At 36.1% G+C, this 12,675-nt stretch carries 14 protein-coding genes; 4 read left to right on the top strand and 10 right to left on the bottom strand.

Annotation, left to right across the window (positions count from 1 at the left end):
* Positions 1-91 precede the first annotated feature (91 nt).
* From CD126_RS06925 to sosA, 4 genes are all read right to left on the bottom strand, one after another.
* Positions 92-331 carry a YneF family protein gene (locus tag CD126_RS06925; RefSeq protein ID WP_049405131.1) on the bottom strand — a complete coding sequence of 80 codons (240 nt, stop codon included), beginning with the start codon at positions 329-331 and terminating at the stop codon, positions 92-94.
* Positions 332-529: 198 nt separating this feature from the next.
* Complete coding sequence (gene tkt, locus CD126_RS06930; protein ID WP_103370237.1) at positions 530-2,518, bottom strand: transketolase; 1,989 nt, start codon at positions 2,516-2,518, stop codon at positions 530-532.
* Positions 2,519-2,631: 113 nt separating this feature from the next.
* Positions 2,632-2,883, bottom strand: coding sequence for a DUF896 domain-containing protein (locus CD126_RS06935; protein ID WP_049405136.1), 252 nt, complete (start codon positions 2,881-2,883; stop codon positions 2,632-2,634).
* A 103-nt stretch (positions 2,884-2,986) separates the two neighbouring features.
* Positions 2,987-3,253: a DNA damage-induced cell division inhibitor SosA gene (sosA, locus tag CD126_RS06940; protein ID WP_049405138.1), complete on the bottom strand. Its 267-nt coding sequence runs from the start codon at positions 3,251-3,253 to the stop codon at positions 2,987-2,989.
* 143 nt (positions 3,254-3,396) lie between these two features.
* Between sosA and lexA the strand changes: the two genes are divergently transcribed.
* Positions 3,397-4,020 carry a transcriptional repressor LexA gene (gene lexA, locus CD126_RS06945; RefSeq protein WP_049405139.1) on the top strand — a complete coding sequence of 208 codons (624 nt, stop codon included), beginning with the start codon at positions 3,397-3,399 and terminating at the stop codon, positions 4,018-4,020.
* A gap of 238 nt (positions 4,021-4,258) precedes the next feature.
* Here the strand turns inward: lexA and CD126_RS06950 are convergent, their stop codons facing one another.
* Positions 4,259-5,281, bottom strand: a complete 1,023-nt coding sequence (locus tag CD126_RS06950) for a CAP domain-containing protein (protein ID WP_049405142.1) — start codon at positions 5,279-5,281, stop codon at positions 4,259-4,261.
* Between the two features lie 80 nt (positions 5,282-5,361).
* Positions 5,362-5,631 carry a 30S ribosomal protein S14 gene (gene rpsN, locus CD126_RS06955; protein WP_002472011.1) on the bottom strand — a complete coding sequence of 90 codons (270 nt, stop codon included), beginning with the start codon at positions 5,629-5,631 and terminating at the stop codon, positions 5,362-5,364.
* 302 nt (positions 5,632-5,933) lie between these two features.
* Between rpsN and rpmG the strand changes: the two genes are divergently transcribed.
* The 3 genes from rpmG (at position 5,934) to CD126_RS06970 (ending at position 8,315) form a co-directional block, all read left to right on the top strand.
* Complete coding sequence (rpmG, locus tag CD126_RS06960) at positions 5,934-6,083, top strand: 50S ribosomal protein L33 (protein WP_002472026.1); 150 nt, start codon at positions 5,934-5,936, stop codon at positions 6,081-6,083.
* A gap of 306 nt (positions 6,084-6,389) precedes the next feature.
* Positions 6,390-7,835 (top strand): amino acid permease, encoded by a 1,446-nt coding sequence (locus CD126_RS06965; protein ID WP_049405144.1) that lies wholly within the window; start codon positions 6,390-6,392, stop codon positions 7,833-7,835.
* A 165-nt stretch (positions 7,836-8,000) separates the two neighbouring features.
* Positions 8,001-8,315 carry a hypothetical protein gene (locus CD126_RS06970; protein WP_049405146.1) on the top strand — a complete coding sequence of 105 codons (315 nt, stop codon included), beginning with the start codon at positions 8,001-8,003 and terminating at the stop codon, positions 8,313-8,315.
* Between the two features lie 150 nt (positions 8,316-8,465).
* Here CD126_RS06970 and CD126_RS06975 read toward each other — a convergent pair whose 3' ends face one another.
* The 4 genes from CD126_RS06975 to CD126_RS06990 are packed head-to-tail and all read right to left on the bottom strand — an operon-like array spanning position 8,466 to position 12,569.
* Positions 8,466-9,275, bottom strand: a complete 810-nt coding sequence (locus tag CD126_RS06975; RefSeq protein WP_049405148.1) for a Cof-type HAD-IIB family hydrolase — start codon at positions 9,273-9,275, stop codon at positions 8,466-8,468.
* Between the two features lie 27 nt (positions 9,276-9,302).
* Positions 9,303-10,220 carry a homoserine kinase gene (gene thrB, locus CD126_RS06980; RefSeq protein ID WP_049405150.1) on the bottom strand — a complete coding sequence of 306 codons (918 nt, stop codon included), beginning with the start codon at positions 10,218-10,220 and terminating at the stop codon, positions 9,303-9,305.
* Between the two features lies 1 nt (position 10,221).
* Complete coding sequence (gene thrC / locus CD126_RS06985) at positions 10,222-11,283, bottom strand: threonine synthase (RefSeq protein ID WP_049405152.1); 1,062 nt, start codon at positions 11,281-11,283, stop codon at positions 10,222-10,224.
* A gap of 5 nt (positions 11,284-11,288) precedes the next feature.
* Positions 11,289-12,569 (bottom strand): homoserine dehydrogenase, encoded by a 1,281-nt coding sequence (locus tag CD126_RS06990; protein ID WP_049405155.1) that lies wholly within the window; start codon positions 12,567-12,569, stop codon positions 11,289-11,291.
* Positions 12,570-12,675: the final 106 nt, after the last annotated feature.

Raw genomic sequence — 12,675 nt, forward strand, 5'->3', positions numbered from 1 at the left:
CGTAAGTGAATATAAAAAACGCACCAAACAACATAATAAAGTTGCTTAGTGCGTTTGACCCTCACCAACCGTTATTGACAAGGAGCCCAAATTATTTACCTTTTTTCATCTTGCTATCCATGTTTTTATTCATCATTGTCATCATTTGATTTATTTTTTTGTGTGAAGGTTTTTGACCCATTTGCATCATCATCATACGTAACATTTCTTCATTAATTGGTGGGTTCTTTTTAAAGTAGTCCATCATATATTTTCTAGCTAAGAAGAAACCGCCAATTAAACCGATGATGAGAGCAAGGACAATTAATAAAATTGCTAACCATGTTGCCATAATCTCACCCACTTTCTTTATCCGTTTGCATTTTACTAAATTAATAGATTTAATTCAAGATTATCATCAAATCTACAGTTACTAACTTTTAAAGTATACCAACTATGGTGAGATATTGTAAACATGCTTTTTTAAGGGAGTAGAACATAACAGTATTTATACTCTACTCCTATATAAAATCAAAGATTAATTATTTACTTAGAATGTTTGAATTTGGTTTAGGATATTTTCTTTAGTAAAGCCATATTTTTCAACTACTAAGCCACCTGGCGCACTCGCACCAAATTCATCAATAGCAATGACTTTACCTTCTGTACCGACATATTTGTGCCAACCTAGGGAGGAAGCCATTTCAATCGCTACACGTTTAGTAATATGCTTAGGTAAGATTTGTTCTTTGTATTCTTCATCTTGTTGATCGAATGCGTGACAGTTAGGCATTGAAACAACACGGACACCTTTGTTTTGAGCCTCTAAATCTTTAGCCGCTTCAACAGCAAGACTTACTTCTGAACCAGATGCTAATAATAAGTATTCTACTTCTTGTTCTGATTCATGCACAACATAAGCACCTTTGCGTACACCTTTTTCAAGATCTTGTTGATCTACATCCAATGTTGGTAAGTTTTGACGTGTTAATACTAGAGAAGTAGGTGTAGATTCAGATTCTAATGCGACTTGCCAAGCTACACGTGTTTCGTTACCATCAGCCGGACGTATCACGTTCATATTAGGAATGGCTCTAAGTCCAGCTAATTGTTCGATTGGTTCATGTGTAGGTCCATCTTCACCGACAGCAATAGAATCGTGAGTGAAAATAAATGTAGAATTTAATCCCATGAGCGCTGAAAGTCTTAATGCAGGTTTCAAGTAGTCACTAAACACGAAGAACGTCGCTCCATAAGGATGAATACCACCATGAGCAGCCATACCATTTACCGCTGCACCCATAGCAAATTCACGTACACCAAACCAGATATTTTTACCTTCAGGATGATCTTTGTCAAAATCTATAGCTTCTTTAACATTAGATTTATTTGAACCAGCTAAGTCGGCTGAACCACCAAATAATGAAGGAACACTTTTACTAAGTGCTTGAATAATTTCACCAGAATCAGCACGTGATGCTGCGTTGTGCTCACTATCAAAATGAGGTAACTCTTGTTCATACTGTGATGGTAATTTACCGCTAATAGCTAATTTGAATTCTTCACCCAAATCAGGATATTCATTTGTGTATGCTTCAACTAATTTATTCCATTCATCTTCATGACTATTCGCACGTTTTAACATCGTATCTTTAAAGATTTGATAAACTTCATCTGGTACATTAAAACGTTTTTCAGGATCTAAACCATAATTTTCAAATGCTACTTTTCTTTCATCATCGCCTAAAGGTGCACCATGAACACCATGTGTTCCTTGTTTATTTGTAGCACCAAAACCAATGATTGTCTTAACTTCAATAATAGTTGGACCATTTTGAGTTTTAGCTTGTTGAATTGCCCCATCAATCGCTTCAATGTCATTACCATCTTTAACTAAGATGTGGTTCCAACCATATGATTCAAAGCGTTGTTTCGTATCTTCAGAGAACGCTTTATTTAAGTCACCGTCTAATGAAATATCATTTGAGTCATAAAGAACAATCAGTTTATCTAATTGATTATGACCAGCAAACGATGCTGCTTCGTGAGAAATACCTTCCATGAGGTCACCATCTGATGCTAAAACGTAGGTATAGTGATCTACAACATCATAGTTATCTTTGTTAAATTTACCAGCAAGATGTTTCTCTGCTAAGGCCATACCAACTGACATAGCTAATCCTTGACCTAGCGGACCAGTAGTAATTTCTACGCCTTCAGTATGTTTAAATTCAGGGTGCCCAGGTGTCTTAGAGCCCCATTGTCTAAAGTTCTTCATTTCTTCCATTTCTAAGCTACCTGAAATATGAAGTAAACTATAAAGTAAAGCTGAACCATGACCAGCTGATAGAACGAATCTATCTCTGTTGAAATAATTACTAGATTGGGGATTAAAATTTAAGTGACGTGTCCATAATGTATATGCCATTGGTGCTGCACCCATAGGTAGGCCTGGGTGTCCAGAGCCAGCTTGTTCAATTGCATCTATACTCAGTGCTCTAATTGTATCAATAGCTAATTGATCTTGTTCGTTAAACATCTATATGACTTCCTTTCTAAACATCTACTTATCAATTATTATAACTTAATTGAAAATAGCTTAACAAAAGATTCACCTTTTAATAATATAAGCACTTTCACTATTAATATAAATTAATCTTTCTTCTCAGAATCTTGGTTTTGTTCTCTCATTTTTTTGACTTTCTCCGGTGTTACATCATTACCTTCTGGATCTATCACTTTTGTATTTTCAATTTGTTTCTTAAATCCTTCTCTAAATGAACGTAAATATTCTTTACGTAATTTCTCTTGTTCTTTCTTTTCCTTTTCTGTTAATCCTTGTTCCTTTTTCTTTTTAGCTAATTCGTTAATACGTTCGATATTCAGACTATCTTTACCTGACATAATTAACCTCCTTACGTGACGAATTTATACGAAGAATATACCAAAAAAGTGAGCCAAACTAAAACAGTTTCGCTCACTCTTAATCTTCCTAATATATGATATATTAATTTGCTTTAGCAATTAAAGGTTTAGAGACATTTTCATCTTCTTTATATTGACTCGATAAGTCATCTTGAGCTTTTAAGTGTTCAGTTCGCTTTTCTTGTTCGTGTTGAGCCGTAGAGCTAGAAATACTATGATCCGTCATTTCGTACGTCTGTTCCGTTGTTCCATTTACATTTGCGCTAATAAAAAATATAGTACAAAGGACTACAGTGGCAATAAACACCGCAATATAAGGACTTAAATGCAATTTATTTATCAAAGTCAATTACTCTCACTCCTAGAACGTTTGTTTGTATTAATAACTTACCAGAACATAAGTTCTCTGTCAACACTTAAACGAACAAACGTTTGTAAAAGGCTATAAAGCATGCTATAATTGACTCAAACCTATTTAGGAGAGTGCCTATAATGAAAGAATTAACTAAACGTCAAAGTGAAATATTCGATTTTATCAAGTATGTCGTACAGAACAAAGGTTATCCACCAAGTGTTCGTGAAATAGGAGAAGCAGTTGGACTTGCTTCTAGTTCTACTGTACATGGCCATTTATCAAGATTAGAAGAAAAGGGTTATATTAGACGAGACCCAACAAAGCCGAGAGCCATTGAAATTGTTAATGAAGAATTAGAAGATGCTATTGATATTGAAGAAACAATACAAGTCCCTGTCATTGGTAAGGTTACTGCAGGTGTACCTATAACAGCAGTCGAAAATGTCGAAGAGTACTTCCCATTACCTGAACATTTTACATCAACACATAATAGCGATATCTTCATATTAAATGTCGTAGGAGATAGTATGATAGAAGCTGGAATTTTAAACGGCGATAAAGTCATTGTACGCAGCCAATCTATAGCTGAAAATGGAGATATTATCGTAGCGATGACAGAAGATGAAGAAGCGACTGTTAAACGTTTCTTTAAAGAAAAAACACGTTATCGTTTACAACCAGAGAATAGTACAATGGATCCAATATATTTAGACCAAGTAAGTGTATTAGGAAAGGTAGTAGGATTATTTAGAGAAATGTAAATGACGTTACTTCCATGACACTCTCATCTAAATAATTTACGACGTTTCATTATATACGATTAAAAGGGAGCTAAGCTTAGCCTAACTCCCTTTTAATCGTCTTTTTTATCTAATACATCTTTAATTTTATCTAAAATATCTTCAGTCTGCTGTTTCTGTTTATTAGACATATTTTACTCATCCTCACAAAAGTTACTTACCCTTGTTCGTCACTTTCAAACATTCAATAAATCTCAGTTTAATACGTGTAGTTTTCTGTCCAATATGGTTGATCCCCATCATTGAAATCTACACCTACACCGATATTTTTAAACTCTTTTCTCAAGATGTTCTTTCTATGACCTAATGAATTCATTAAACCTTGGTGGGCATAAATACTACTTTGCTGACCAGAAGCGATATTTTCACCAGCCCCATTGAAGCTGATACCATCACGCTTTAGACGGTCAAATGGTGATTGATTAGATTTATTAGTATGATCAAAGTAGTTATTATCGGCCATATCCTTACTGTGCTTTCGAGCCACTGTAGCGATATCATCATCAAAAGTTAATGTATTCAAACCGCGTTGTGCTCTTTCAGCATTGATTAAATCATAGTTCTGTTGTTCAAATCCGCGAGCAAGATGCGACGAAGGTTGCCCGTATCTAGACTGCAAACGTTGTTCCATCTTGTCGCTAACTTGAAGTAATGCCGTCACGTTATTATGGTTATGTTTGTCATAAAATACTGTCGTGTAGATATTATCTTTATGGAATGTATCATAACCGTCGTCGTTTTCTTCATATCTAACATGATTCTTTTCTTTATATTTGATTGGATCGCCTAATTTATCTCTGACTACAGACTTAGGACTACCGTATTTAAGTTTTTGTTTAGAAGAAATTAAATTTTGGTTCGTATATAAAGCGTTAACTTTATGATCTAAATAACTTACCATAACAAAGTTCTTATAATGCGCGTCGTGATATGCGTACCATTTAGTTCCGTATTCATTACTCGTTGTACGTTGCGCTTTACCTAATTTTTTCTCTACCTCTGATTGCGTCATGTTAAGTTGAATGTTGTTGACTGCAAATTCCTGCTTACTTGGTACCTTTAAAGCTTCATTGCTTACTGAAGTTGATCGTGTCCATTTCTCTAACTTAGCTTGAGCATTGTCATGGAGTTCTGTTAAAAAATGTGGCTCTTTGAAAGGGATAATCAATACAAGTAACAAGAGAAGAACGACATAAGTAAATAACCTTTTAATTATAAGCACCTACCTTACCCATATTTTTATAATAGGAAATTAAATTTAGTTATTTACATAGTAATTCCTTTCTTGTCGGTTGTAAATTATTACCAACTTGATTTTTTAACTCCAGGTATTTGACCTTTATGTGCATGTTCTCGAAACGCAATACGTGACATTTCAAATTTACGCAATACACCTCGTGGTCTACCTGTCACTTTACAACGTCGTGTCAAACGTGTTGGCGAGGAATCTCTCGGTAATTTTCTTAATGCTTCATAATCTCCTTTCGCTTTCAACTCTTTACGTAAGTTGTAATATTTGTTTACGAGTGCTTCACGTTTTTGTTCTTTTGCTATTTTTGACTTCTTAGCCATTATTTTCTACCTCTTTTCTTAAATCGTAATTATTACGTTTTAATACTAGCATAGACTTTTCCTTTTGCAAATGATTTCTTTTCACTGATTTAACTTAAACTTCTATCACTAGCTTAAAATATTATTGAGTAACCTCATTATCTAAACTAAGATTAAGCCTATACATTAATTGTCTAAACAGATTATTTAATTACACTAAGGATATTATTTCTGTCTCGTTTCATATTGCACTCATCATTAGACCGTGATATAATTCTAAATCGTAAACATTACTACTTTCAAAATAAGAAAGGATGATTAAGATGCGCGTCAATATCACACTTGCTTGTACTGAATGTGGCGACCGTAACTACATCACTACAAAGAACAAACGTAATAATCCAGAACGTATCGAGATGATGAAATATTGTCCAAGACTTAACAAGCATACTTTACACCGTGAAACTAAATAATCATTTACGTGCTATGTCTTGATAATACGGCACTAAAGTTGGGCTCAATAGCGTTATTGTTAAGAATAGATATTGAGATAGAACAATTAATCTTAACTATCTACTAGAGTTAATTGATTCCCTCACTCTACATTTCATATTGAGTTCAACTTTCTTTCTTCTTTCAGCTATAACACAAAATTCAACTTCTCTTCACTAACCTCTCACAATCAATTTCTTAGGTTATATATCAAAACTTATTGCTTGTCTTGCACAAAACGCTTAAAATGTTAAATATCTAAATTTAAACGACATAGGAGACATGCTATGGGACAAAATAATATGAAAAGAGGACTTAGTTCGCGTCATATTTCTATGATTGCGATAGGTGGCGCAATTGGAACAGGATTATTCGTAGCAACAGGCAGCGTTATTTCTCATGCAGGACCAGGTGGTGCGATATTAGCGTATTTAATCATCGGGGTTATGCTTTACTTCTTGATGACTGGTGTTGGCGAATTAGCTACTTTCTATCCTGTATCTGGTTCGTTTAGTTCTTATTCCACACGTTTTATTGATAAGTCTTTAGGCTTCACCATGGGTTGGCTATATTGGGCAATTTGGACGCTCGTCACGAGTGTCGATATTATTATCGCCTCCAATGTGTTGTACTACTGGGACACTTTCCACTTCTTCTCCCCTTTGACTTGGAGTATCATATTTTTAGTTTTATTATTTTTACTTAATATTTTCTCGGTCAAAGCCTTTGGAGAAACAGAATTCTGGTTATCGTTAATCAAAGTGATTACTATTTTTGTTTTTATCATTGTAGGGATATTAACGATCTTAGGCGTCTTAGGTGGTAAAACTTATGGACTTAATTTTTATACAGTAGATGAAGCACCATTCGTTGGTGGTATTTCTGGATTCTTAGCAGTTCTACTTGTCGCAGGTTTCTCAGTGGGTGGAACAGAAGTCATCGCTGTGACTGCGGGAGAGTCCGAACATCCTGATAAATCCATGCCTAAAGCGATTAAACAAGTATTCTGGCGTATATTATTATTCTATGTACTTTCTATAGCGGTTATTTCTGCAATCATCCCTTATACTGATCCATTATTATTGAATAAACATGAATCGGTAAGCCAGAGCCCTTTCACCATCGTCTTTGATAGAGTCGGCATCGCATTCGCCGCTTCGGTCATAAACGCCGTTATTCTCACATCGCTTTTATCAGCAGCAAATTCAGGTGTTTACACGACGAGTCGAATGCTATTCTCACTTTCTGAAGATGGACAAGCACCTAAATTATTAGGTAAGTTGAATAAAGTAACCAAGCTGCCGATTGTTTCCATTGTGATCACATCAATCATCGTTCTCTTAATTATCGTCATTGCGCAATTTAAATCTAGTATTGTCTTTGGTTTACTCAACATTATAGGCTCTTTAATCATCGTGGTATGGGCTTCAAGTATCGCGAGTCAAATTCGGTTACGTTTAGCGATTAAAAAGCAAGGCAAGTCTCCTAAAGAAGTCTTACCATATCGCTCTCCACTCTATCCTTTAGGGCCCATCATCGTGATTTGTACGCTATTATTCTTATTTATAGGCAATTCATTTGGTGCCCTAATGGCCGGTGATATTTTGGGAATCATACGTAACTTCCTGCCAATGATTATTATTGCAATTATTTATTTTGCTCATAAATTAGTTAAAAAGACACACATCGTCAAATTAAAAGATATTCAGCTCGATCCACCTTCTAAATCTTAAATGATGTCTCGCATCCCCACGATTTGATCGATTATTATCAAGTGGAGATGTTTCTTTCTGCTCACACATTCATAACTTCGCTACATACTTAGTACTCTACATTTTATCTTGATAAAACTTATAGTATAATTAGTATAGATATTAATGAAGATTGAGGTGGAGTATATGGTTGGTCAGACGAATCTATTTGATGATGTTATGAAGACAGAAGAACGTTTTGTCATTGTCGTGCAGTCACTTGAAGAACAAAAAGGACGTTTAATTAAGCGAACATTAAGAGAATATAATAGTTTAACACATGAGCAAATGGAGAATCTTTTCGAACATTTAAAAGATCTATTTCTCGAAGCCTCTTTTGAAGAGAAACAATCCGCATTTTCAATAACTGTTTATACAAATCTTGATTATGCTGCCGATCAAGTTTATGCACACGTTAAGCGTCATCGTGGTAAAAAAGAATGGACACATACAGCGAAATAGATTAATTGCTTTAATAAAATAAATATTCAACTTATTGAAAAAACACACTCCGAAGTATCAGTGTTGTCACAACTGAATACAACGGGGTGTGTGTTATTTTTTACTATCCAAAATTTAATCTCTCATTCTACTAGGTAGATACCTTCGTGCTTATGCAAGCACTGTCTTTAATGCGTGAACAATACCGTCCTCATCATTACTTAATGTCGTCCGGTCCGCAACCCTCTTAACCTCATCACGCGCGTTATCCATAGCGATACCTTGGCCGGCAACTTCAAGCATTGATATGTCATTAATACTATCTCCAAAAGCAATAACTTCAGACATTGCAATACCCAAATCTTGAGCTAAACGTTGTATAGCATTTCCTTTAGACACACCTGAAGGAACAAACTCAAGAAAGTAAGGTTTACTCGTCGTTAAATCGATCTCATCGTTAAACGTCTCACCTAACTGTTGTCTAGCAGCAGTTACGCGAGCTACGTAGTCTACACCCATCACTTTAGGTACAGACACGGTCACATCTTCTTTCAAGTCATGCACCTTTCTCATTGGTAAGCCAGTGAGTTCTGATTCTATATTCATATACTCATGCTGTCCTTCATAAATTATTTCTCCATCAACGTAAGTAAGGATAAATAAATTTTGCGCTCTACAAAAATCAATAATCTCATCAAAATTACCCTTGGAAATAGATGTTTCATTCACTACTTTACGATCATGATAGCGCATCGTTTCGCTGCCATTATAGCTGATAATATAGCTTTGATGACGTGCTAACTGCAACTGATCAGCAACTTCAAACATGCCTTCTGTAGGTCGGCCTGAAGCGAGAACCATATAATAGCCTTGTTGTTGAAGATTTAACAAATATTCTTGTGTAGCCTTTGATAGCGTATGATTTGAGTTTAAAAGTGTATCATCCATGTCTGAGACAATCATTTTATAACGAGACTGCATTGACTTAGCTCCTTTAACAAATAAATATCAAGTTGAATAAATGATTTGTTGTTTCACGCCCGCTTCATTAATTGTCACAAGTTCTGATTTACAATTTTTAAATTCTTCTTTCAAAGCTCTGACTAATTCTCCACTTTTTTCTGGTGGGACCATCGTTAGCATCGTGGGCCCTGCTCCACTAATGACTGTCGCATAAGCGCCATGCATTTTCGCCATCGCTTTAACAGTACGAAATTCAGGAATTAAATGCTGACGATACGGTTCGTGAAAACCATCTTGTTCCATCATTTTACCAGCAAGTGCATAGTTGTGCTGAATTAATGCACTAATCATCGTGTTACTAATCGCGCTATTACGCACCGCTTGTTGATGTGTGAGCTGGTCAGGCAAGGCATTACGCGACTCCGTAGTTTGTAGTTCATAAGATGGAATCGTAATCACAATATCTACTTTCGGCGTATCAATGTATGAGACGTCTGTTACACGTGTTTCAGGATTATAATAACCTAGCACTAGTCCACCATAGATCGTTGGCGCAACATTATCAGGATGACCTTCGAATTCAGTAGCCAGTTGTAACAACTCATATTGAGATAGCTCAATATCTCCGAAATAATTAGCGATAAAGAGGGCAGCGACAAGTGCTGCGGCTGAAGAGCCTAATCCTCTCGCTAAAGGAATTTCACTGTGCATCTTAATTTCAAGCGCAGGTAAGGACACGTTATACCTCTTAGCTACTTGTTGAGCCACTTGATAAATATAGTGTGTGTCATCTGTTGGTAAACTTTCGATGTGAGGACCAAAATGATGAAATTGCCACTCTGAACCTTCAATTTCTGCGACATCTAAAGTCAAAAATTTATTGAGTGCCATCCCAATCGAATCAAATCCTACCCCTAAATTGGCTGTTGAAGCCGGTATTTCTAAATGAAGCTTTCCTGACATATCACAAGACTCCTTTAATATAATTTACGATGCTTTCTCGATCATTAGGTAAAGGTTGGATAGGATTATCTAGAAGTGATATGGCAGTATCAGGATCTTTCAGACCGTTACCAGTCAACACAGCGACAACAGTCTGACCTTTAGTTAACTTACCTGCACGATGTAATTTGATGAGCCCTGCGATAGACGCATTACTCGCAGGTTCGCTAAATATGCCTTCCTTGCTCGTCATCATTTGATAAGCTTCCAGAATCTCATCATCTGTAACGCTATCAATAAGCCCTTGTGATTCTTCTAACGCCTTTGTTGCTTTACTCCAGCTTGCTGGATTACCTATACGAATGGCAGTGGCTACTGTTTCTGGTTGTTTGACTACCTCATTACGCACTATAGGCGCAGCCCCTTCAGCTTGGAAACCATAAAGTTTTGGCAGTGTCGTTTGATTGCGCTCATGATACTCTTTAAATCCTTTCCAATATGCTGAAATATTGCCTGCATTACCTACAGGAATGGCTAGAACATCAGGTGCTTGACCTCCGAGTTGTTCGATGACCTCAAATGCCCCTGTTTTTTGTCCTTCTAGACGGTATGGATTCACTGAGTTGACGAGTTCTATATCACCATCTTTAGCTATTTCTTGCACAATTTCTAATGCTTCATCAAAGTTACCTTCGATAGAAACGATTTCCGCACCATACATGACAGCTTGAGAGAGCTTGCCTAATGCAATCTTCCCTTCAGGAATGACGACAATTGCTTTCAAACCTGCACGAGCCGCATACGCAGCTGCTGAGGCAGAAGTATTGCCTGTGGAAGCGCAGATGACTACCTTTTTACCTGCTTCTTTCGCTTTCGTCATAGCCATGCACATGCCACGATCTTTGAAAGAGCTTGTAGGATTTGCCCCCTCATATTTTACATAAAGATTGATATCAAGCTCTTTCGACAATGTTTCACAATATATCAAAGGTGTATGTCCTTCATTCAAAGTGACTATCGGTGTATTATCTTCTACTGGTAAAAAGTTTTTATATTCTTTAACTAAGCCTTGCCATTTGTCCATATTGATTAAACTCCTTCGACTGGATAGATTTTTTCAATCTCATATCCTTTAGTTGATAAAATATTCTCAGGTGCCTCGTCTATTCCTACAACGAGTACTGCTACTGTTTCGTCATCTCTGTTAACTAACTTTAAAGATTTATGAAATGGTAAATCTTGCTTAAGTGATTTCTCTAACTGGTCGATATCTTGCTTTGTAATGTGTAATACGACATAGAAACTTTCTTTCTCCTTAAGTGTCACTGGAGAATCGCTTTCAATCATTTCTTTCGTTTCTTCTGTCTTCAATTCAAAGTGCGGTGGCAATGTGTGTAATTTAGATTCAAATAATAGTGCTACGTTGAGTAAATCACTCACTACTGCACTTCCTGTGGCTAAACTGCCTGCGCCTTTGCCATAAAACATTGTTTCACCAACCGCATCCCCAATGACGTAAATTGCATTATACTCATCCTCAACAGCAGCAAGTTGATGTGTATTGTGAATTAAAGTAGGTTCAACAGAACTTGTTACCTTACCATTAGCGTAAGTACCTTTACCTATAAGCTTGATCTTGAAATCTAATGCTTCTGCTGCTTGAATATCACCGATTGAAACATCGCTAATGCCTTTGCAAGTCACATCTTTAAGGTTTATAACCTGATTAAATGATAGATAAGATGTAATTACAACCTTACGAGCTGCATCGATTCCTTCAACATCATCAGTCGGATCACTTTCAGCAAACCCTAATTCTTGTGCTTCAGATAAAGCTTCGTCAAATGATGCGCGATCTCTCGTCATCTTACTGAGAATATAGTTCGATGTACCGTTAAAGATCCCCATAAATTTACTTATATTATTCGCATTTAAACCATTATTAATAGCATTTACAATAGGTATGCCACCTGCTACGCTGGCTTCAAATTTAAGCGCAACACCTTGTTGTTCCGCTAAATCTTCTAGCTCTTTCAAATGAATAGCAAGTAAGTCTTTATTAGCAGTAATGACGTGCTTACCATTTTGAATGAGCTGCTTTAACCAATCCACGGTTGGACTCACATTTCCCATTACTTCAATGACGATATCAATACTGTCATCTTCGATAATATCGTCAATATCATCTGTTAATTCATACCGTGCAGTACTGATCGGTCTTGATTTATTAACGTCTCTGACTAGAATTTTTTTAATATTTAAGTCCTTGTTCATCGTATCTTTAATTTGTTGATGGTTCTCCTCGATAATTTTTACAACACCTGAACCCACAGTGCCTAGTCCTAGAATCGCTAAGTTCAATTCTTTCATACTATGTAACCTCCCATGTCGTTTTTGTATAAAATACAATTGTCCTATTGAGAAATACTATAATATGGTATAGTATAAATTCATCTCTAATTTTTGTAAAGTTCTA

The organism is Staphylococcus pettenkoferi, from assembly GCF_002902685.1.
Taxonomy (GTDB): domain Bacteria; phylum Bacillota; class Bacilli; order Staphylococcales; family Staphylococcaceae; genus Staphylococcus; species Staphylococcus pettenkoferi.

Excerpts from the sequence above, each read along its gene's own strand:
- CD126_RS06925 (WP_049405131.1), bottom strand. The coding sequence starts at position 331 with ATGGCAACATGGTTAGCAATTTTATTAATTGTCCTTGCTCTCATCATC.
- tkt (WP_103370237.1), bottom strand. The coding sequence starts at position 2,518 with ATGTTTAACGAACAAGATCAATTAGCTATTGATACAATTAGAGCACTG.
- CD126_RS06935 (WP_049405136.1), bottom strand. The coding sequence starts at position 2,883 with ATGTCAGGTAAAGATAGTCTGAATATCGAACGTATTAACGAATTAGCT.
- lexA (WP_049405139.1), top strand. The coding sequence starts at position 3,397 with ATGAAAGAATTAACTAAACGTCAAAGTGAAATATTCGATTTTATCAAG.
- rpsN (WP_002472011.1), bottom strand. The coding sequence starts at position 5,631 with ATGGCTAAGAAGTCAAAAATAGCAAAAGAACAAAAACGTGAAGCACTC.
- rpmG (WP_002472026.1), top strand. The coding sequence starts at position 5,934 with ATGCGCGTCAATATCACACTTGCTTGTACTGAATGTGGCGACCGTAAC.
- CD126_RS06965 (WP_049405144.1), top strand. The coding sequence starts at position 6,390 with ATGGGACAAAATAATATGAAAAGAGGACTTAGTTCGCGTCATATTTCT.
- CD126_RS06970 (WP_049405146.1), top strand. The coding sequence starts at position 8,001 with ATGGTTGGTCAGACGAATCTATTTGATGATGTTATGAAGACAGAAGAA.
- CD126_RS06975 (WP_049405148.1), bottom strand. The coding sequence starts at position 9,275 with ATGCAGTCTCGTTATAAAATGATTGTCTCAGACATGGATGATACACTT.
- thrB (WP_049405150.1), bottom strand. The coding sequence starts at position 10,220 with ATGTCAGGAAAGCTTCATTTAGAAATACCGGCTTCAACAGCCAATTTA.
- thrC (WP_049405152.1), bottom strand. The coding sequence starts at position 11,283 with ATGGACAAATGGCAAGGCTTAGTTAAAGAATATAAAAACTTTTTACCA.
- CD126_RS06990 (WP_049405155.1), bottom strand. The coding sequence starts at position 12,569 with ATGAAAGAATTGAACTTAGCGATTCTAGGACTAGGCACTGTGGGTTCA.